The sequence below is a fragment of the Sphingomonas beigongshangi genome, assembly GCF_016820445.1.
Taxonomy (GTDB): domain Bacteria; phylum Pseudomonadota; class Alphaproteobacteria; order Sphingomonadales; family Sphingomonadaceae; genus Sphingomonas; species Sphingomonas beigongshangi.
Genome location: NZ_JADHDT010000006.1, coordinates 141,192 through 162,006, shown reverse-complemented (window position 1 = coordinate 162,006; position 20,815 = coordinate 141,192). Strand labels below are relative to the sequence as shown.

Here is a 20,815-nt window from a genome sequence, read left to right as displayed (position 1 = left end):
TGGCGACACGGATGAACACCGGCGCTCCGGCGCAGGGCCGCGATACGCTGATCGCCAAGGTCAAGCGGCGCGGCGGGCGCGGCGACCGGTCGCCGCTGGGCACCTGGTTCTGGGACATCGACCGGATGTTGCTGCTGCTGACGCTGTTCCTGATCGCGATCGGGCTGGTCGCGGTGGCGGCGGCGAGCCCGGCGACGGCGGTCCGCTATTCGGGCGAGCATCACAAGTTCGCGCCGCTCTATTATTTCTGGCGCCAGCTGATGTGGGTCGGCGTGTCGCTGCCCGTGCTGTTCGGCGTGTCGATGCTGCCCGTCGCCACCGCGCGGCGCGCGGCGCTGATCGGCGCGGCGCTGTTCGCGTTCCTGCTCGCGGTGACGCCGTTCATCGGCGCGGTCCATAATGGCGCGCGGCGCTGGATCGGCGTCGGCATCGCCGAATTCCAGCCGTCGGAATTCCTGAAGCCGGTGTTCATCGTCGCCGTCGCCTGGGTCCTGTCGCTCAAGGTCAAGGACCAGGACCTGCCGACGGTGCTGATCACCGGCGCGATGACGGCGGTGGTCGCGGTGCTGCTGATGCTGCAGCCCGATTTCGGCCAGACCGTGATCTTCTGCACCGTCTGGCTGGCGCTGCTGATGATCGCGGGCACGCCGATGCGCGTCCTCGCCGCGATCATCGGCATGGTGCCCGTCGGTCTCGCCGCCGCCTATATGTTCTACAGCACGGCGCGCACGCGCATCGACGCCTTCCTCTTCCCCGGCGTGGAGGGCGAGGGGGCCGGCGACCATTTCCAGACCAACGCCGCGCATGCGACGATCACCGCGGGCGGCTGGACCGGCACCGGGCCGGGCGGCGGCACCGCCAAGTTCGGGCTGCCGGAGGCGCATACCGATTACATCTATTCGGTGATCGGCGAGGAGTTTGGCCTGATCGCCTGTTCGATCATCGCGGTCGTGTTCCTGGCGATCGTCGTGCGCGTCTTCGTCCGGCTGCTCGACGAGCAGGACGAGTTCAAGCTGCTTGCGGCGAGCGGCCTGGCGGTGCAATTCGGCGCGCAGGCATTGGTGTCGATGGCGGTGAACACGGGGCTGGCGCCGTCGAAGGGGATGACGTTGCCGTTCATCAGCTATGGCGGGTCGTCGATGATCGCGCTGTCGATCGGCATGGGGCTGCTGCTTGCCTTCACGCGGCGCAACCCGTTCCTGACGCGCAGTCCCTATGTGGTGAGATGGGGTTCGAATTGAGCAAGCATTACGTCCTCGCCGCCGGCGGCACGGGGGGGCACATGGTACCGGCGGCGGCGCTGGCCGCGGAACTGACGAAGCGCGGGCATCGCGTCGCCCTGGTCAGCGACGCGCGCGGCGTGCGTTTCCCGGGCCTGTTTGACGGCATCCAGACTCACGTCCTGCCCGCGGGCAGGTTCCAGCTGAAGAAGCCGCAGGGCTGGGCGAGTGCGGTGCGCGAGATGCTGCGCGGCCGGGCGATGGCGCGCGAACTGTACCGCACCTTCAAGCCGGCGGCCGTGATCGGCTTCGGCGGCTATCCCGCCTTCCCGGCGTTGCTCGCCGCCTTCGCGGAAAAAATCCCGACGGCGGTGCACGAGCAGAATGCCGTGCTCGGCCGGGTCAACCGCGTCGTCGCGGGGCGCGTTGGGGCGATCGCCACCTCCTATGCCGAGACCGCGCGCCTGCCCGCCAAGCTTGCGGACAAGGTCCACCTGGTCGGCAATCCGGTGCGCGAGGCGGTGCTGGCCCTGCGCGCCAGGCCCTATCCGCTGCTGGAGGAGGACGGGATCTTCCGCGTCCTCGTCACCGGCGGCAGCCAGGGCGCGAGCGTGCTCAGCCAGGTCGTGCCCGACGGCCTGGCAATGCTGCCCGTCACCTTCCGCCGCCGGCTGCAGGTGACGCATCAGGCGCGGATCGAGGATATCGACGCGGTGCGCGCCAAATATGCCGAGCATCAGATCCCGGCGGAACTCGCCACCTACCTGCCCGACATGCCGGAACAGCTCGCCTGGGCGCATCTGGTGATCGGCCGTGCCGGCGCATCGACCATCGCGGAGCTGACCGCGGCGGGCCGACCGGCGATCCTCGTGCCGCTGCCGTCGGCGACCGACGACCACCAGACCGCCAATGCGCGGGAGATGACGAAAGCGGGGGGCGCGCGCACCATTCCGCAATCCGACTTCACCGCCAAGGAACTCGCCAAACAGATGCAGAAGCTGGGCCTCGACCCCGCGGCGCTCGAAAACGCCGCCGCCCGCGCGAAGAGCGTCGGCCGCCCCCATGCGGTCAGCGACCTCGCCGACCTGGTCGAAAGCCTCGACGCCCCGCTCGCGCGCTTGCCGGTCGGGAAGCCGGTAAAGCCCAAGCCGGCGCTGGCGGGGATGGGCGCATGATCCGCGGCGTCCATACCGACATCGGGCCGATCCACTTCGTCGGCATCGGCGGCATCGGCATGTCCGGCATCGCCGAGGTCATGAAGAACCTCGGCTATACGGTACAGGGTTCCGACGTCGCCGAAGGCTATGTGGTGCAGGGGCTGCGCGACAAGGGGATCGCGGTCACGATCGGCCATGCCGCCGAAAACGTCGCGGACGCGGCGGTGGTCGTCACCTCCACCGCGATCACGCGGTCCAACCCCGAGGTCGAGGCCGCGCTGGAGCGCCGCATCCCCGTCGTCCGCCGCGCCGAGATGCTCGCGGAGCTGATGCGCCTGAAGCAGACGGTCGCCGTCGCGGGCACGCATGGCAAGACGACGACGACCTCGATGGTCGCGGCGCTGCTCGACGCGGGCGGGATCGACCCGACCGTGATCAACGGCGGCATCATCAACAGCTACGGGTCCAATGCGCGCCTCGGCGCGAGCGACTGGATGGTGGTGGAGGCGGACGAGAGCGACGGCAGCTTCCTGCGCCTCGACGGCACGATCGCGGTGGTCACCAACATCGATCCCGAGCATCTCGACCATTACGGCAGCTTCGACGCGGTCAAGGACGCATTCGTCGAGTTCGTCGAGAACGTGCCCTTCTATGGTGCGGCGCTGCTCTGCCTCGACCATCCGGAGGTGCAGAACGTGCTGCCGCGCGTACGCGACCGGCGCGTCGTGACCTATGGCTTCTCCGCGCAGGCGGACATCCGCGGCGTCGACGTGACGCCGGTGCCGGGCGGCAACCGCTTCGCCTGCGTCGTGCGCCAGCGCGACGGCTCGGCGCGCACCATCGCCGATATCGAGCTGCCGATGCCCGGCCGCCACAATGTGCAGAACGCGCTCGCCGCGATCGGCGTGGCGCTGGAGCTTGGCATCGACGATGCGACGATCGCCCGGGGTTTCGAGGCGTTCGGCGGGGTCAAACGCCGCTTCACCAAGGTTGGCGAGGTCGCGGTGGACGGCGGCGCGGTGACCGTGATCGATGACTATGGCCACCATCCGGTCGAGATCCGCGCCGTGCTGGCCGCGGCGCGCGAGGGTGCGCGCGGCCGCGTGATCGCGGTGGTGCAGCCGCACCGCTACTCGCGGCTCGGCAACCTGATGGAGGACTTCCAGACCGCGTTCAACGACGCCGACCGCGTGCTGGTGACGCCCGTCTATGCGGCGGGCGAGGCGCCCGTGCCCGGTGTCGACGCCGAGGCGCTGGTCGAGGGGCTGAAGCGGCGCGGTCATCGCTCCGCCGCCGTCATCGCGGATGCCGATGCGCTCGCCGCGGAACTTGCGGCCACGGTCCAGGCGGACGACATGGTCGTATGCCTCGGCGCCGGCGACATCACCAAATGGGCGGCCGGGCTGGCTGCGGCGATCGAGGCACGGCGATGACCGACTGGTTCGACGCCGGACTGCGCTTCCAGAAGCAGATGCTCGATGCGCAGCGCCGCACGCTGGAGGCGGGCAACCACGCCGTGGGTGCCGGCGAGGCGCTGGTGCAGGTGCAGGAGGCAACGCGCAAGGCGGCCGAGGCGAACCTCGCCGCCATCCAGGCGTGGATGCGCCTGTGGGGGGCGGGGCCGTGGTGATCGACCTTCCCGCCGTCCGTGGTCGCCTGACGCACGGCGCCCCGCTGGCGCCGCTCGTCTGGTTCAAGGCCGGCGGGGCGGCGGAATGGCTGTTCGAGCCGGCAGACGTCGACGACCTCGCCGACTTCCTGCGCGGCCTCGATCCTTCGGTGCCGGTGATGGCGCTCGGCCTCGGCTCGAACCTCATCGTCCGCGATGGCGGCGTCCCCGGCGTGGTCGTGCGACTGGGTAAGGCATTCGCACGGGTCGAGTCGGTGGACGCGACGACATTGCGCTGCGGTGGCGGCGCGAGCGGCATCCTCGTGTCCTCGACCGCGCGCGACGCGGGCATCGGCGGCGTCGAGTTCCTGCGCTCGATCCCGGGTACCGTCGGCGGCTTCGTGCGGATGAACGGCGGCGCCTATGGCCGCGAGGTCAAGGACGTGTTGACCGAGGCAGAGGTGGTGCTGCGATCAGGCGAGCGGCGGACCCTGTCGCCAGGCGATCTCGACTACACCTATCGCCACAGCGCGCTGCCCGAGGGCGCGGTGGTCGTCGCCGCCACCTTCCGCGGCCATCCGGCCGAACCCGCCGCCGTGCAGGCGGAGATGGACCGGATCGCCGCGGCGCGCGAGGCGTCGCAGCCGCTGCGTTCGAAGACCGGCGGCTCGACCTTCAAGAATCCCGACGGGCACAAGGCCTGGGCGCTCGTCGACGCGGCGGGCTGTCGCGGCTTGCGTCGCGGCGATGCACAGGTATCTGAGAAACATACGAACTTTCTGCTCAACCTTGGCACGGCGACGAGCGCCGACATCGAGGCGCTGGGTGAGGAGGTACGCAACAGGGTAAAGGCGTATTCCGGGGTGACATTGGAGTGGGAAATCCAGCGGGTGGGGGTGGCGGTATGAACCACTCTTTCGTCATCCCCGCGAAGGCGGGGATCCAGAACCTCTGTGGTCACCGCGTGTTCGAGACGCCAGCAAGTCTGGATTCCCGCCTCCGGGGGAATGACGGAGGATATTGTGGCTGAGCTGGTTACGCCTTCGCCCCTCCACATCGCGGTCCTCATGGGCGGCTGGTCGGCGGAACGGCCCGTGTCGCTGATGTCCGGCGCCGGCGTCGCCGATGCGCTCGAGGCGAACGGCCACCGCGTCACCCGGATCGACATGAACCGCGACGTCGCCGCCCGGCTGGCGGAGGCCAAGCCCGATCTCGTCTTCAACGCGCTCCACGGTTCGCCGGGCGAGGACGGCACGGTGCAGGGCATGCTCGACCTGATGGGCATTCCCTATACCCACTCGGGTCTCGCCACCTCGGTGATCGCGATCGACAAGGTGCTGACCAAGCAGGCGCTCGTCCCCGCGGGCATCCCGATGCCGGGCGGACGCGTCGTGCGGTCCGCCGACGTGTTCGAAGGCGATCCGATCGCGCGGCCCTATGTGCTGAAGCCGGTCAACGAGGGGTCTTCGGTCGGGGTCGCGATCGTCACCGACGACGGCAATTACGGCAATCCGATCGGTCGCGACGTACAGGGACCATGGCAGGAATTCGACGAGCTGCTCGCCGAACCCTATGTCCGCGGTCGGGAACTGACCACGGCCGTGCTCGACAACCGCGCACTCGGCGTGACGGAGCTGAAGCCCAAGACCGGCTGGTACGATTTCGACGCCAAGTATACCGACGGGCTGACCGAGCATGTCTGCCCCGCCGACATCCCCGACGAGATCGCGGACGCGTGCAAGCGGCTGGCGCTTGAGGCGCACCGCCTGCTCGGCTGCAGGGGCGCAAGCCGATCGGACTTCCGCTGGGACGACGAGCGCGGCGTCGACGGCCTGTTCCTGCTGGAAGTGAATACGCAGCCCGGCATGACCCCGCTCAGCCTGGTGCCCGAACAGGCGCGGCACATCGGCATGAGCTACGAACAATTGGTCCAGGCGATCGTCGAAGAGGCGCTGGCCGACGCGCGGGTGCGCGACGGATGAGCCGCACCATCAAGCGCGGCACGCCGCCGCGCCGACCCGCCCCGCGCCGCAAGCAGCCCGTCCGCAAGGTCGGGCGGTTCGAGCGCGCCGTCAACGCGCTGCCGGTCAGCGAGACGACGATCCGCAGGGCGGCGACCTGGACGATCACCGGCGCCGGCGTGGCGGGCGCGCTGGCGATCCTGACTTGGATCGGCATCCCGGGCATGATCGGCGGCGCGATCGCCGAAGGCGCAGGCCGCGCGGGCTTTCGCGTCGAGCAGATCGAGGTCACCGGCCTCAAGCGCATGGACCGGATGAGCGTTTATGCCGTCGCGCTCGACCAGCAGAGCCGGGCGATGCCGCTCGTCGACCTGGAGGCGGTACGCGAGAAACTGCTGCGCTACGGCTGGATCGCCGACGCGCACGTCTCGCGCCGACTGCCCGATACGTTGCTGATCGACATCGTCGAACGCGCCCCCGCCGCCGTGTGGCAGGACAATGGCCAGCTGACCCTGATCGACAAGGACGGCGTGCTGCTGGAGCCCGTGCGCAGCGAGGCGATGCCCGACCTGCCGCTGGTGATCGGTCCCGGCGCGGACCGGCAGGAACCGCAATATCAGGCGCTGATGGCCGCGGCCCCCGCGCTCAAGCCGCGGGTCAAGGCGGCGACCTGGATCGGCAACCGCCGCTGGGACCTGACGTTCGACACGGGCGAGACGCTGGCGCTGCCCGAGGACGGTGCGCCCGCCGCGCTGCTCAAGTTCGCGGAAATGGACGGCGCGCGGCCGCTGCTGGGCAAGGGCTGGGTCCGGTTCGACATGCGCGATCCGGCCAAGCTGGTCGTGCGCCGCCCGGATGCGAGCGTCGTCCACGCCATGCCCGATCCCGCCGAGTTGCCGGCGAAGGGCGCGGAGGCGGCACCGGAGACAAAGACGCCGGAAACGCGTACGATCGCATCGACGGCGTCTTCCGATGGCTGAGGGGGGCTGAGGGACAATGGCGAAGGTCACACCGGAAGGGCTCATCACCGCGCTCGACATCGGCTCGTCCAAGGTGTCGGCGATGATCGCGCAGAAGGGCGACGGCGGCGAGCTGATCGTGCTCGGCACGGGGCAGCGCGAAAGCCGCGGCGTCAAGCGCGGCTATATCGCCGACATGGGCGCGACCGAGGCGGCGGTGCGCGAGGCGGTCGAGCAGGCGGAACGGATCGCCGGCATCAACATCGAGAACGTCTGGGTCGGCTTTTCCGCGGGCGGGCTGGTCAGCGACGTGGCCGAGGTCGAATTCGAGCTGGGCGGCCATCGCGTCGAACAGCAGGACATCGACGCGCTGCTCGCGGCGGGGCGCAACTCGATCGATCCGCAGGGGCGCATGGTGCTGCACGCGCAGCCGGCACTGTACACGCTGGACGGGCTGACCGGCGTCAAGAAGCCGCTCGGGCTGCATGCCGACAGGCTGGGCGTCCACATTCACGTCGTCGCGGCGGACGGTTCGCCTGTCCGCAACCTCGACCTGTGCGTCCGCTCCGCGCATCTGGAGGTGAAGTCGATCATCGCGGCGCCGGTCGCGACGGGCCTCGCCTGCCTGAGCGAGGAGGAGCGCGAGCTCGGCGTCGCGCTGGTGGAGATGGGGGCGGGGATCACCAACGTCTCGCTGTTCGCCGGCGGCATGCTGGTCGGCCTGTGTTCGCTGGCGATGGGCGGGCAGGACATCACCGACGATATCGCCTCCGCCTTTGGCACGCGGCGCGCGCAGGCGGAGCGGATGAAATGCTTCCACGGCTCCGCCAATGCCTCTCCGCGCGACAATCACGAGATGATCCCGGTGATGCCGATCGCCGCGGAGGACGACGTCCATGGCGGGATGCAGATCACCAAGGCGCAGCTGATCGGGATCGTCCGCCAGCGGCTGGAGCACCAGATGGGCGAGATCCGCAAGGCGCTGCAGCAGCTCAAGTTCGAAGGACCGGTCGGGCGCCAGGTGGTGCTGACCGGCGGCGGTGCGGAGCTGAAGGGCGTCGCCGATTATGCGCAGCAGGCGTTGGGACGGTCGGTGCGCATCGGTCGCCCGCGCGGGCTGACGGCGCTTCCCGATGCGCATGGCGGGCCCGCCTTCGCGACGCTGGCGGGCCTTGCCTTCTACGCCGCCTCCGATCCCATCGACCTGCGCGGCGCGGCGCCGCAGCCGCAGACGGTGCATCGGCAGAAGGGGTTGGGCATGGTGCGCAAGCTCATTCAGGCGGCGCGTGCCAATTATTGATTTTACGTGACGATTTTCGGTGGCACCGTGCGTAACCTTGGGGCAAAAGGGTTAATCAGTGCCCCGGTCAGTATTTACCGGTAGGGGGCGGAGAGAACAGGCCATGAGCATCGAATTCATCACTCCCGAGGTCGACGAACTGACCCCCCGCATCGCCGTGATCGGCGTCGGCGGCGCGGGCGGCAATGCGATCGCCAACATGATGCGCGCCGACGTGCAGGGCGTCGATTTCCTGGTGGCGAACACCGACGCGCAGGCGCTCAAGTCGTCGGTCGCGCCGCATCGCATCCAGCTCGGTTCCAAGATCACGCAGGGCCTGGGCGCGGGCGCCCGGCCGGAGATCGGCCGCGCCGCCGCGGAGGAGACGATCGACGAGCTCGCCAAGCGGCTCGAAGGCGCGCACATGTGCTTCATCGCGGCCGGCATGGGCGGCGGCACGGGCACGGGCGCGGCGCCGGTCATCGCCAAGGCGGCGCGCGACATGGGCATCCTGACCGTCGGCGTCGTCACCAAGCCGTTCAGCTTCGAGGGTAATCGCCGCGCCAAGGCGGCCGACGGCGGTATCGAGGAACTGCAGAAGTACGTCGATACGCTGATCGTCATCCCGAACCAGAACCTGTTCCTGATCGCCAATGCGAACACGACCTTCAAGGAAGCGTTCGAAATGGCGGACGAGGTGCTGCAGCAGGGCGTGCGCGGCATCACCGACCTCATGGTCATGCCCGGCCTCATCAACCTCGACTTCGCCGACGTCCGCTCCGTGATGCAGGAGATGGGCAAGGCGATGATGGGCACCGGCGAGGCGAGCGGCGACAACCGCGCGCTGGAGGCGGCGCAGAAGGCGATCGCAAACCCGCTGCTCGACGGCGTGTCGATGCAGGGCGCGAAGGGCGTCATCATCTCGATCACGGGCGGCGACGACATGCGCCTGCTCGAGGTCGACGAGGCGGCGAACCATATCCGCGACCTGGTCGATCCCGATGCCAACATCATCTGGGGCTCGGCGTTCAACCCCGACCTCGAGGGCAAGATCCGCGTCTCCGTCGTCGCGACCGGCATCGATTCCGACGCCAAGCCGCAGGCCGCGGCGCAGCAGGCGGAGCCGACCAAGTCGTTCAGCTTCGGCATGGGTCGCAAGACCGACGATTCCACCTCGTTCCGCCCGACCGCCGCGACGCAGCAGGCGCCCGCCGCGCCGGCGCCCGCGCAGGCCGATCCGGCGCAGCCGGTCGCCGCGCCCGCACCCAGCGTGTCCTTCGCACCCGCTGCCGATGCGGAGCCGCTCGACCTGACCCAGAACGAGGCCGTTGGCTCGCCGCAGGCCGCCGCGCCGGACGATGAACTGGTCCTGGGTGCGGAGACGATCGTGCCGCCGGCTGCCCCCGCCGCACCGCGCGCTTACGGCGACGACGCCTATGCGACGCCGCGCGCACCCGCCGCCGCGCCGGCGGACGACGGTGGCCGTCGTCGCTGGATTGCGCCGGGGAGCGAGGCGACGCCCGAGGCCGCGCCGCAGCCGCGTGTCAAGCTGGGCGGCACGCTGTTCGAGCGCATGTCCAACGCGGCACGGGGCGCACAGCGCGAAGAGGCCGGCGACGACAAGGAGCCGCTCGACATCCCGCGCTTTCTGCATCGCCAGAACAACCAGTAAGGCGGTCGCGCGCGTTCGGCCGAACGCGGTTTTCGTTGACGGCGCCCGGCGACGTGATCGGGCTTGGGCACTCCGCCTCGCACGGCGGGGTGCCTTTCCGTTTGCCGGGCCCATCCTCTTCGTCTCCCGTACCCCGCCGTTGACGGCTTCTTTACCTTCGTCGCCGCCAAGGCTCGCTTCGCCGCAGCACGGTCGGGCGGGACATTGCCGGTTCAGCCGGCCTCGGCTCTAGTCGGTCGCGTCTCATGCGCGTTTTCCTCCCCGCTATACTCGCGCTGGCGTTCGCGCCGGCCGCGCTCCCCGCGCAAGAGGTGGTCCAGCCCCTGCCGGGCACCACCGATGCCGATCGCCTGGCCGAGCAGATGCGCGCGCTGGCGTCCAATCCACGTGACGTGAACGCCCTGGTCGCGGCTGGCGATCTGTCGCTCAAGCTCGACGATCTCAGCGGCGCGGCATCGCTGTTCGCGCGGGCGGAGAAGGTCGCGCCGGCCGATCCGCGCATCAAGGCCGGGGAGGGCGCGATCCTGGTGCGCTCGGAGCGGCCCGGCGAAGCATTGCGCTATTTCGCGCAGGCCGAGGCGGGTGGGCTCGACGCGCGCACCTTCGCGGCGGACCGAGGCCTTGCCTATGATCTCGTCGGGCAGCAGGAGCGTGCGCAGCGCGACTACAGGCTCGCGCTGAAGACCGCGCCCAGCGACGAGATCGTCCGGCGCTACGCGCTGTCGCTCGGCATTTCAGGCAAGCGCCAGGAGGCGCTGGACACGCTCGATCCGCTGTTGCGCAAGCAGGATCGCAGCGCATGGCGAACGCGCGCCTTCGTGCTCGCGATGGGCGGGGATCAGGCGGGCGCCGAAAAGATCGCCGCAACGATGCTGCCCGGCGGCATGGCGCAGGGTCTGCAGCCGTTCTTTCAGCGGCTGCCGACACTGCCGGCGGCGGATCGCGCCTTCGCCGTCCATTTCGGCGAGGTGCGCGCTACCCCGGAGCGCATCGCCGACGCGCGCCTGGCGCCAGCCATGCCGTACCTGGCGCCCGAGCCTTCGGCGGCACCGATCGCGCTGGCTGCCGCGAAGACGCCCGTCGTCGGCACGCCGGTGCAGCGTGGCAATCGCCGCGAGCGGCAGCGGCCCGGCCGCGTTCAGATGGCGGCGGCGACGCCCGCTCCGGTCGCACCGTCCTACACCGAGGCGACGCGCGCGCTGGCATCGGTACAGCCCGTCCCGGCTTCGGCAGGTGCGGTGACGCTGGCGGCGGCGGCGGTTCCGGTCGCGCCAGTTTCGGCGGTTCCCGCCGCCACGCTATCATCGAGCGGCGCGCCGACGCCGACGCAGCCCGTCACGGTCCAGCCAGCGCCGGTCGTGCAGCCGGCCCCGGCCCGCGTCGCCAGCGTTCAGCCGAGCGTGGCCCGCGCGGTCGTATCGCAGCCGTCTACGGTGGTCGCGACGCCGTCGCCGCGCCAGGCGCAACCGGTCGTGTCCGCGCCGCAGCAGCCGACGCAGTTCGCGGCGGCCAGCGTCACGCAACCGTTGCCCGCAACGGCGACGGTCCAGCCGATCCCGCGTCCTGCCTCACCGGCCTATGCCGGCAGCATGGGATCGGCAGCTAATGCCGGCAGCACGGTGTCGCCGGCCGCGCCCGCGCCCGTCGCCACCACGGCGGTCGTCACCCCGGCGACGGTCGCTGCGGCGCCGGCGGCGGCCACTCCGGCGCCCGCGTCCGCGGCGCCCCGACCGGCGACGCGGGCCTTCGCCGCGCAACGGCGCAGGGACGAGACCGACGCGGTGCTCGCGCGAATCGTCGCGGGCCTTTCCATCCCCGGTTCCGAACTGGGCGTGACCGAGCCGGCGCGGCCGTTGGCGGTCGTCGCCGCGCCTGCCGCTCCTGCGGCGGTGCCGGCGGAAACGGCGGCGCGCGTGCTCGCCGAGGCCAAGGCCAAGGAGCAACGCGACGCGGAGGCGCAGAAGGCGCTTGCCGCCAAGGCGCTCGCCGACAAGCGTGCCGCGGACAGGAAGGCCGCTGCCGACAAGAAGGCGCTTGCCGCCAAGAAGGCGGCCGAGGCCGAGAAGCTGGCCGAGGCGAAGGAAGCGGCGGAGGAGAAGCGCAAGGCCCGCGCCAATCCGTCGCGGATCTGGGTGCAGGTTGCCGGCGGCGCGAACGAGGACGATCTGCCCAAGGCCTGGGCAGCGGCAAAGGCGAAAGCACCGACGCTGGCGGGCAAGAGCGGCTGGAAGACACCGCTGCGCGCGACCAACCGCGTGCTCACCGGTCCGTTCAAGACCGACGCGGAGGCGCGCGCCTTCGTCAACAAGCTGACGAAGGAGGGGGTCGGCGCCTTTACCTTCACCAGCGACGCGGGACAGGTGGTGGAGAAGCTCTCAAGCAAGTAAGGCGCCCCGGATGAGCATTCGCGCCTCCTGGGCTTCCGATCCCGCCGCAAGCCGCGGCCGTCTGCATGCCGAGGGGCAGGGGACGGCGCGCGGCCCGCGCGACGATTTTCAGCGCGACCGCGACCGGATCATCCATTCGATCAGCTTCCGTCGGCTCCGTCACAAGACGCAGGTGTTCATGGCGCCGGACGGCGACCATTTCCGGGTCAGGCTGACGCACAGCCTGGAGGTCGCGCAGATCGGCCGCACGATCGCCCGCGTCCTCGGCCTCAACGAGGATCTGACCGAAGCGCTGTGCCTGGCGCACGATATCGGGCATCCGCCCTTCGGCCATGCCGGCGAGGATGCGCTCAAGGCGGCGCTGCGCGATGCCGGCGGCTTCGATCACAACGGGCATACGCTGCGCACGCTGACCGAGATCGAACGGCCGTATCCGATGTGGAACGGACTGAACCTGACGTGGGAAACGCTGGAGGGCCTTGCCAAGCACAATGGGCCGGTCCGTCACCCCGGCTGGGCGCTCGAAACGGCGGACGCGCAATTCCCGCTCGACCTGTCGAGCCACGCCAGCCTCGAGGCGCAGGTCGCGGCCATCGCGGACGACATCGCCTATGACAACCACGATATCGACGACGGCCTGCGCGCCGGGCTGCTGACGCTCGACCAGCTGCTCGCGGTGCCGATGGTCGCTTCGGGATGGGATGCGGCCCGCCGTCGCTTCCCGGACGTGCCGGAAAAGCGACTGGCGCACGAGCTCGTCCGCAGCCAGATCGGGCTGATGGTCAACGACTTGATCGAGGAAACGCGCGCGCGCATCGCCGCGTCGGGCGTCGTCACCGTCGACGAGGTGCGGACCGTGGGTCGCGCGCTATGCGGCTTCTCGCCGGCGATGCGGGAGGCGGAGCGCGACCTGAAGCGGTTCATGTACGCCAATCTCTACCATCATCCGCGCCAGCTCGCCGCAGCCGAGGCGGCGCATGGCATCGTCGCGGGCTTGTTCGCCGCCTATCGCGACGATCCCGGCGCGATGAGCGCAGACTGGTCGGACGACGTACCCGCTGCGGAGCCGGGGCGCAGCCGCCATATCGCGGATTTCATCGCGGGCATGACCGATCGCTATGCGATCGCCCGCTACCGCGAGCTGGTCGGGCCGATCGACCTGCCCGAAGGCTTCTGATCGCGGCCGCTCGACGGCGGCGGAAATGGTGCAGGCGAAAGGGGCCGTCCCTCGCGGGAGCGGCCCCTTCGGATACGCTTTACTGGAAGATGACGGCCGCGTTCAGCGGGTCGCGGTCTCGATGCCGCGCGCGTCGCTGGCCGCGCCGACGGCCTGCTGCGTGCGGAACGAGACGGGATAGCCACCCGCGACGCCGGACACGCGATCGCCGCGGACGACGAGGCGGAACGGCGTGCCCGAAGGATATTGCCGCCCCGTGATCACCTGGCGGCCCTGCTCGTCGTGGCTGGTGTAGACATAGGTCTCGCCGTTCTGCGTGAAGGTACGGCGACCCTCGGCAGCCATGCCGATGGTGGAGGTGAGTGCGGCCGTCACGGCGGCCAGGATGGCGATCGTCTTGCGCATGGTCATACTCCCGTTTCGCAGTGCGTTGAAATGTCGCCTCGGAAATATTGCAGTGCAGCATAAGGCACAAATGCGCATTGCGGACCTAAGCGTGCAAATAGCGCAATCGTCGCGCACATGTCCCGGCTGAGATAATTGCGCGACAATCGCGTGCTAAAGCGGAGACGCTGTTTTTTCCGGGAGAGGGAAGGGAGCGTGTCCGTGTCCGTGTCACAAATCGCAATCGCGCTGAATCGCTTCGGCCTTGGCACGCGTCCGGGCGACGCCGCTCCGGATGATCCGCGCGGCTGGCTCGAAGAACAGATCGTGCAATACCAGTCTGGCTCTCCGCTTCTCGCATCCGTTCCGACGAGCGTCGCCGTCGCCGCCGACATACGCGACTATCGCGAGGAGCAGCGCCTGATGCGGATGCAGGGCATGGCGAAGCCGACGCCGATGCCCGCTGCAACCATGGCCGCCGCGAATCCCGCCCCGCCTGCTGCGGCGACTATGGCCGGACCGCCGGCAATGCAGCCGCCGACGACGGCGGCGACCACCGTCAGACCGGAGATGCAGGAAGCGCGACAGGCCGCCCGCCGGCTGGCGAAGGACGATTACGCGACGCTGGCTGCGGCCCGCGCCAACCTGGCGCTGGCGAGCGATACGCCGTTCGCCGAGCGGCTGGTGCATTTCTGGTCCAACCATTTCGCGGTTTCGGCCGACAAGCTCGAACTGGTCGGACTGGCCGGAACGCTGGAGATGGAGGCGATCCGGCCAAATGTGATGGGCCGCTTTTCCGACATGCTGTTCGCGGTCGAGCGGCATCCGGCGATGCTGCTCTATCTCGACCAGTCGGTGTCGATCGGGCCGGGCAGCCCACTGGGGCAGCGACTCGCCGCGCGGGGCAAGGCGAAGGCCGGGCTCAACGAGAACCTGGCGCGCGAGATCATGGAATTGCACACGCTGGGCGTGCGCACCGGCTACACGCAGGCGGACGTCACCGAATTCGCCCGCGCGATGACGGGCTGGACCGTCAGCGGCATCGGCGGCGGTCCCGGCGGACGGTTCTCCGATCCGCTGACGCCGGGCGGATTCATGTTCGTAGACCAGGTCCACGAGCCCGGTCCGCGCCATATCCTGGGCAAGACCTATGCAGCCGGCGGACGGGCGCAGGCGGAGGCCGTGCTGAGCGACCTGTCGGTCCATCCGGCGACGGCGCGGCACCTCGCGACCAAGCTCGCACGCCACTTCATCGCGGATGCGCCGCCGCCGTCCGCCGTCGCCCGGCTGGAGACCGCCTTCCTTCGGTCCGGCGGCGACCTGCCGACCGTCTACCGGGCATTGATCGCGTCGCCGGAGGCGTGGGCGACGCAGCCGGCCAAGTTCAAGACGCCGTGGGAATGGTCCGTTTCCGCATGGCGCGCGCTCGGAACGCGCACGGTGCAGCCGGGGGCGGTGCAGGGGCTGCTCGACCAGCTCGGCCAGCCGATGTGGAAGCCCGGCCAGCCGATCGGCTATGACGACACCGCGCCGAGCTGGGCCGGCCCCGACGCCATCCTGCGTAGGGTCGAGGCGGCGCAGCGTTTCGCCGCGGCCGCGCCCGCCGGCACCGACGCGCGCGCGCTGGCCGCGCAGATGTTTCCCGGCATGCTGAGCCCGGCGACCGCGCAGGCGCTGCAACGGGCGGAAAGTCCCAATCAGGCGATCGCGCTGTTGCTCGTCTCGCCCGAAATGATGCGGAGGTAACAGCCATGGATCGTCGTTCCTTCCTGCGCGGCGCCGGTACGCTGGGCGTACTCGGCGGCTTCGCGCCGCGGCTCGCCTTCGCCAAGGCGGCCACGGCCAAGCGTTTCGTCTTCATCATCCAGCGCGGCGCCGCCGATGGCATGGGCATCGTCGGTCCCGTCGGCGACCCCGCCTTCATCGGCGCGCGCGGCGATCTCGCCGCGGACGTGGCGCAGGGCACCAAGCTGGACGCGATGTTCGCGCTGCATCCGGCGATGACCGCGACGGCTAGCCTGTATGCGCAGGGGCAGGCGCTGTTCGCGCATGCGATCGCCTCGCCCTATCGCGACCGGTCGCATTTCGATGGCCAGAACGTCCTGGAGACCGGGGGGGCCAGCGCCTACCAGCTGCGCGACGGCTGGATGAACCGCCTGCTCGGCCTCGTCCCGGCGGAGGATGCGCATGCGATCGCGGTCGCGGCGACCGTACCGATGGCGCTGCGCGGCAAGCGCGAGGTCGCGAGCTACGCGCCCTCGTCGTTGCCGCACGCGTCCGACGACATGCTCGCCCGCGTGACGCAGCTGTACCAGGGCGACGCACAGCTCCACGCCCTGTGGGACGAGGCGCTGTCGACGCGCCAGTTGACGGGCGACCTCAACGCCAAGGACGCGCGCAACACCGGTGCGCTCGCCGCACGATTGCTGGCGCCCGCCAACGGCGCGCGCATCGCGACGATCGAGACGGGCGGGTGGGACACGCATGCGGGCCAGCGCGGCCGACTGACGCAGCAGCTCAAGGCGCTCGACGCGATGATCGGCGCACTGCACGCGGGGCTGGGCCCGGTCTGGAACGATACGCTGGTCCTCGTCGCGACCGAATTCGGCCGCACCGTCGCGGCGAACGGGACGGGCGGGACCGATCACGGCACCGGCACGGCGGCGATGCTAATGGGCGGGGCGGTCAAGGGCGGGCGCGTGCTCGCCGACTGGCCGGGGCTCGCGCAGGCAAGCCTGTTCGAGAATCGCGATCTCAAGCCGACGACGCCGCTCGACGCATTCATCGGCGGCGCGGTGGCGAGCCATTTCTCGGTCGATCCTTCCCGAACGATGCCGGCGCTGTTCCCGTCGAGTGCCCGCACCGCGGCGCTCGAGGGATTGCTGCGGGCGTAATCGCGATCGCCTCCCCGCCGCCGGGGAGGCGATCGCCATTGCGGCAGAGGCTGTGCGCCCGTACATCGCGGCGCATCATGACGCTCTATACCCGCTTCGCCGCGCATGTCGCCGCGGCCCTCGACACCCTCACCGCCGCCGGCACGCTGCCCGAGGGGCTCGACCGCCGCAACGTCACGGTCGAGCCGCCGCGCGACCCGAGCCACGGCGATCTCGCGACCAACGCGGCGATGGTGCTTGCGAAATCCGCGGGGACCAATCCCCGCGCCCTGGCCGAGGCGATCGTCGGCGAACTGGGCAAGCTGCCCGATGTTGCGGGCGCGAGCGTCGCGGGGCCTGGCTTCATCAACCTGACGCTGACTGATGCGGCATGGCGCGACGAGCTGGCCGTGATTCCCGCGGCGGGTGCCGACTACGGTCGCTCGACGATGGGGCGGGGCGCGCGCGTCAACATCGAATATGTCTCGGCGAACCCGACCGGACCGATGCACATGGGCCATTGCCGCGGCGCGGTGGTCGGCGACGCGCTCGCCAGCCTGCTCGAATTCGCCGGGCATGACGTGATCCGCGAATATTACGTCAATGACGCGGGCGGTCAGGTGGACGTGCTCGCCCGCTCCGCGCATCTGCGCTATCGCGAGGCGCTGGGCGAGGACGTCGGCGCGATCCCCGAAGGTCTGTATCCCGGCGACTATCTGGTGCCGGTCGGCAAGGCGCTCGCAGAGGAATTCGGCGACCGTTATGCGACCGCGCCGGAGGATGCGTGGCTCGCGCTGTTCCGCGCCCGCGCGGTCGCGGCCATGCTCGTCATGATCAAGGACGACCTCGCGCTGCTCGGGATCCATCACGACGTCTTCTCGTCCGAGGCCGAACTGCAGGCCGCCGGCAAGCCGGAGGCGGCGGAGGCGTGGTTGCGGGAGCATGGCTTCGTCTACGATGGCTTCCTGGAGGCGCCGAAGGGCGAGACCCCCGAGGACTGGGAACCCGTCGAGCTTCCGCTGTTCCGCTCGACTGCCTTCGGGGACGACCAGGACCGGCCGATCAAGAAGTCGAACGGCAGCTGGACCTATTTCGGTGCCGATCTCGCCTATCACTTCCAGAAGAGCCAGTCCGCCGACCAGTTGATCGACATCTGGGGCGCCGATCATGCCGGGACGGTCAAGCGCATCGTCGCCGCCGTCGCCGCGCTGACCGGCGGCAAGACCCGCTTCGACGTCAAGCTGGTGCAGATGGTGCGCCTGCTGCGGGCGGGTGAGCCGGTCAAGATGTCGAAGCGCGCCGGCAACTTCGTCACGCTTGCCGACGTGGTGCGCGAAGTCGGCAAGGACGTCGTCCGCTTCACGATGCTGACGCGGCGCGCCGATGCGCAGATGGACTTCGACTTCGCCAAGGTGGTCGAGGCGTCGAAGGACAATCCGGTGTTCTACGTGCAATATGCCCATGCCCGGGTCGCCTCGCTCCATCGCAGGGCCGCGGAGGCGGGGGTGACGCAGGGTGCGGCCGACCTGTCCCGCCTTGATACGGAGGACCTGGCGCTGGTGAAGCTGGCGGCGCAATTCCCGCGCGTCGTCGAAACGGCCGCGGCAGCGCGCGAACCTCACAGAATTGCGTTCTATCTGTACGACTTAGCTGCTGCTTTTCATGCTGCGTGGAATGTCGGCAATGACCGGCCCGACCGGCGTTTCCTGGTTCCCGAGGACCAGGATGCGACGCGGGCGCGTCTGTTCTTGGCGGACGCGATCGCGCAGATTATTCGTAACGGGCTCAGCATCATGGGCGTGGTCGCGGTTTCGGAGATGAAGTGATGGCTGACGAGAGGGACCTGCGGGAGGAAGACCGCCTGCCGTGGCTCGAAACCGTCGAGCCGGATGAGGACCGCGGCGCGCCCATCGGCAAGATGATCGCGCTGGTCGTGGTCGGCCTGGCATTCCTGTCCGCGATCGTCTTCGGCATCTACAAGCTGCAGACGCGCCACGGCGGCGGCAACGGCGAACTGATCGAGGCGCAGGAGGGCGACTATAAGGTCCGTCCCGACGACCCCGGCGGGCTGAAGGTGAAGGGCGAAGGCGATGCCGCCGTCGCCACCAGCGCGGGCAAGGCCGGCAGCGCCTCGATCGACCTCAACGCGGTGCCCGAAAAGCCGGTCGAGGGTCATCGCGCCGGCAGCCTGCCTGCGAAGACCAAAAGCGAGGGCGGTCGCAACGCCGTCGCGCAGGTACCGGCCTCGGGCGGCAAGCTGGTCGCCACCCCGCCGGTCACGGCGCAGCGTCCGGCAAGCGGCGGCGGTAACGGCGGCGGTTCGCTCGTCCAGCTCGGCGCTTATCCGAGCGAGGCTACGGCCAATGCCGCCTGGAGCGGTTTCTCGAAGCGCTTCTCGTATCTTGCCCCGCTGGGCAAGGCGGTGCAGCCGGTCGCGATCGGCGGCCGCACGCTGTACCGTCTGCGCGTCAACGCGGGCTCCGCCAACCAGGCAGCCGACATCTGCGGTCGCCTGCGCGTCGCCGGCGAGAGCTGCTTCGTCGCGAGCTGAGGGCGTCGTTCGCGGGGAGGGGGCGGAACCGGCCCCGCGACGTGCCGCCCAACGCGCCTGACGGTGCGGCGATCGCGAGCGGTAAGGCACTGTCGGTGACCTGCTTGTGCCGCACGATCGCGGTCCGAGCGCGGCCGCCGGGCTGGCCTTTTGCCCATGGCGTTCCTATATGCGGTGCATCGTTGCCAGTTCCCCTGTAGGCGGCAGCGGCTGAGAGACCCAGTGTGCTCCCGCTTACGCAAGGAGTACGGCACATGGGCCTGAACGACCTCCTCTATCGTCATCAGGTTTCGCTGATGATGGCCGACGCCGCCGCGAGTCGCGAGGCGCGGCATAGCCATCTGGCGCTAGCGCGGGCCTATGCCCGGCGGATCGCCGATTGGACCGCGCCCCTTCGCGGCGAGGCGGCCCCGCTGGTTTCGCTCGCGTGATCGAGACGGCGCCGCCGCGCCCCGATCGGCCTACGCGCCGCTTCCGGCCAGCGTCGCAGACGCGCCTTTCCGACGACCAGAAGCGGCGGCAGGCCACCGTGATGGCGGCGGCATGGCGGGCGTTCGGCGATCGCGATCGGACGATGGCCTTTCTGAACGAAGCGGACGACGTGCTCGGCGGACGGCCGCTCGACCTCGCCGTCGACGGCGAGGCCGGGTTGTCGGCAGTGCTCGACCGGCTGGCAGGCGTTCCGCTGCCCCCCTCATCTTCCAGCGAAAGGCAGGCCTGAGCCATGTCCAGGGACGCGCAGTTCTTCCGTGAGCAGGCCGAACTCCAGCGCGCGGCGGCATCCGCGGCGACGCTCGACAACGTGCGTGAACGATGCGAGCGGGCCGCTGTGTCCTGGGAGGCGATGGCGACACGCTCCGAGGCGACGGAACGGCGCCGTGTCGAACGGGGCGCTCGGCCGGCGCTATGACGACGGCGACGACGGCGCTGGCCGCCGGGGCCGCGATCGTCGCGGCAGCCGCCTTTCCCGCCTGCCGGGCCGTTCCGCACGCCTTGCGCTGGATATACTGGCGGCGGCGCCGATGATCGGCGGCCGTTATGATACGCTGAGTCGCGCGACGCGCTTCCTGGCGGAGATCGATCCGGGCTCTTCCGCATCGCACCGTGCGGATTATGCGCGGGCCCGCTATCTGGGCAATTGCCTGGGCGAGATCGATCGCTTCCTCAGCCTTCTGCTCGATGCGGTCGGGGATGTCTCGCCGTCCCTGCAGCGACAGCGGAATACCGCCCGCAAGATCGGCCTCGTCGCGCCCGACCGCATCGACCTGGCCGCGGACCAGCGCCGCCTGCGTGCTCTGGGCCGGACGCGGGCCTGCCTCTCTTATTGCCGCGGCCGCGTCTGCCGTCCCGACGATGCGGCGGCGCAGTGGATGACCGCGGGATGGACCGATTCGCACGCGCCGACTCTGCGTCGCTACGCGATGGGCGACCGTCTGCATCCGTCGACCAGCAACCTCGCCTGCGTCGGCGCCTTTTACCAGGGTCTGGCGGACACGCTCATCGCGGCGGTGCGGTAGCCGGCGGCGCGGCCGGCGAAGCTGACCCGCAGGCGGTCGCACCGCGCTGCCCGTACGATGGATCGGCGC

The 20,815-nt window shown here is 70.1% G+C and carries 19 protein-coding genes; 18 read left to right on the top strand and 1 reads right to left on the bottom strand.

Features of this window, described 5'->3' with window-relative positions:
* Positions 1-11: 11 nt before the first annotated feature.
* The 11 genes from IQ292_RS12320 (at position 12) to IQ292_RS12270 (ending at position 13,421) form a co-directional block, all read left to right on the top strand.
* Complete coding sequence (locus IQ292_RS12320; RefSeq protein ID WP_203310610.1) at positions 12-1,241, top strand: FtsW/RodA/SpoVE family cell cycle protein; 1,230 nt, start codon at positions 12-14, stop codon at positions 1,239-1,241.
* Positions 1,226-2,395, top strand: coding sequence for an undecaprenyldiphospho-muramoylpentapeptide beta-N-acetylglucosaminyltransferase (gene murG, locus IQ292_RS12315; protein WP_203310609.1), 1,170 nt, complete (start codon positions 1,226-1,228; stop codon positions 2,393-2,395). Before IQ292_RS12320 ends, murG begins: the two co-directional genes overlap by 16 nt.
* The gene (gene murC / locus IQ292_RS12310; RefSeq protein WP_203310762.1) at positions 2,395-3,810 is read left to right on the top strand and encodes a UDP-N-acetylmuramate--L-alanine ligase; all 1,416 of its coding nucleotides are present in this window, start codon (positions 2,395-2,397) and stop codon (positions 3,808-3,810) included. Before murG ends, murC begins: the two co-directional genes overlap by 1 nt.
* A complete protein-coding gene (locus tag IQ292_RS12305) occupies positions 3,807-4,007 on the top strand; it encodes a hypothetical protein (RefSeq protein WP_203310608.1) in 201 nt (66 codons plus the stop codon). Before murC ends, IQ292_RS12305 begins: the two co-directional genes overlap by 4 nt.
* Positions 4,004-4,894: a UDP-N-acetylmuramate dehydrogenase gene (murB, locus tag IQ292_RS12300; RefSeq protein WP_203310607.1), complete on the top strand. Its 891-nt coding sequence runs from the start codon at positions 4,004-4,006 to the stop codon at positions 4,892-4,894. Before IQ292_RS12305 ends, murB begins: the two co-directional genes overlap by 4 nt.
* Before the next feature lie 159 nt (positions 4,895-5,053).
* Positions 5,054-5,968, top strand: a complete 915-nt coding sequence (locus tag IQ292_RS12295) for a D-alanine--D-alanine ligase (protein WP_238941072.1) — start codon at positions 5,054-5,056, stop codon at positions 5,966-5,968.
* Positions 5,965-6,927 (top strand): cell division protein FtsQ/DivIB, encoded by a 963-nt coding sequence (locus IQ292_RS12290; protein WP_203310605.1) that lies wholly within the window; start codon positions 5,965-5,967, stop codon positions 6,925-6,927. Before IQ292_RS12295 ends, IQ292_RS12290 begins: the two co-directional genes overlap by 4 nt.
* A 16-nt stretch (positions 6,928-6,943) precedes the next feature.
* Complete coding sequence (gene ftsA / locus IQ292_RS12285; protein WP_203310604.1) at positions 6,944-8,206, top strand: cell division protein FtsA; 1,263 nt, start codon at positions 6,944-6,946, stop codon at positions 8,204-8,206.
* Positions 8,207-8,309: 103 nt separating this feature from the next.
* A complete protein-coding gene (gene ftsZ, locus IQ292_RS12280; protein WP_203310603.1) occupies positions 8,310-9,857 on the top strand; it encodes a cell division protein FtsZ in 1,548 nt (515 codons plus the stop codon).
* Between the two features lie 245 nt (positions 9,858-10,102).
* Entirely contained in the window at positions 10,103-12,244 is a 2,142-nt protein-coding gene (locus tag IQ292_RS12275) for a tetratricopeptide repeat protein (RefSeq protein WP_203310602.1), read from the top strand.
* Positions 12,245-12,254: 10 nt separating this feature from the next.
* Positions 12,255-13,421: a deoxyguanosinetriphosphate triphosphohydrolase gene (locus IQ292_RS12270; RefSeq protein WP_203310601.1), complete on the top strand. Its 1,167-nt coding sequence runs from the start codon at positions 12,255-12,257 to the stop codon at positions 13,419-13,421.
* A gap of 102 nt (positions 13,422-13,523) precedes the next feature.
* On the opposite strand, the gene IQ292_RS12265 is transcribed toward IQ292_RS12270, so the two are convergent.
* Entirely contained in the window at positions 13,524-13,826 is a 303-nt protein-coding gene (locus IQ292_RS12265) for a hypothetical protein (RefSeq protein WP_203310600.1), read from the bottom strand.
* 201 nt (positions 13,827-14,027) lie between these two features.
* On the opposite strand from IQ292_RS12265, the gene IQ292_RS12260 reads away from it, so the two are divergent.
* The 7 genes from IQ292_RS12260 (at position 14,028) to IQ292_RS12230 (ending at position 20,746) form a co-directional block, all read left to right on the top strand.
* A complete protein-coding gene (locus IQ292_RS12260; RefSeq protein WP_338057630.1) occupies positions 14,028-15,551 on the top strand; it encodes a DUF1800 domain-containing protein in 1,524 nt (507 codons plus the stop codon).
* A 5-nt stretch (positions 15,552-15,556) separates the two neighbouring features.
* Positions 15,557-16,699: a DUF1501 domain-containing protein gene (locus IQ292_RS12255; protein ID WP_203310599.1), complete on the top strand. Its 1,143-nt coding sequence runs from the start codon at positions 15,557-15,559 to the stop codon at positions 16,697-16,699.
* Positions 16,700-16,776: 77 nt separating this feature from the next.
* Positions 16,777-18,504, top strand: a complete 1,728-nt coding sequence (gene argS, locus IQ292_RS12250; protein WP_203310598.1) for an arginine--tRNA ligase — start codon at positions 16,777-16,779, stop codon at positions 18,502-18,504.
* Positions 18,504-19,229: an SPOR domain-containing protein gene (locus IQ292_RS12245; protein WP_203310597.1), complete on the top strand. Its 726-nt coding sequence runs from the start codon at positions 18,504-18,506 to the stop codon at positions 19,227-19,229. Before argS ends, IQ292_RS12245 begins: the two co-directional genes overlap by 1 nt.
* A 254-nt stretch (positions 19,230-19,483) precedes the next feature.
* Positions 19,484-19,660, top strand: coding sequence for a hypothetical protein (locus IQ292_RS12240; protein ID WP_203310596.1), 177 nt, complete (start codon positions 19,484-19,486; stop codon positions 19,658-19,660).
* Positions 19,657-19,950, top strand: a complete 294-nt coding sequence (locus IQ292_RS17880; RefSeq protein WP_287980264.1) for an antitoxin Xre/MbcA/ParS toxin-binding domain-containing protein — start codon at positions 19,657-19,659, stop codon at positions 19,948-19,950. Before IQ292_RS12240 ends, IQ292_RS17880 begins: the two co-directional genes overlap by 4 nt.
* Positions 19,951-20,107: 157 nt before the next feature.
* The gene (locus IQ292_RS12230) at positions 20,108-20,746 is read left to right on the top strand and encodes a hypothetical protein (RefSeq protein ID WP_203310595.1); all 639 of its coding nucleotides are present in this window, start codon (positions 20,108-20,110) and stop codon (positions 20,744-20,746) included.
* The last annotated feature ends 69 nt before the right edge of the window (positions 20,747-20,815 follow it).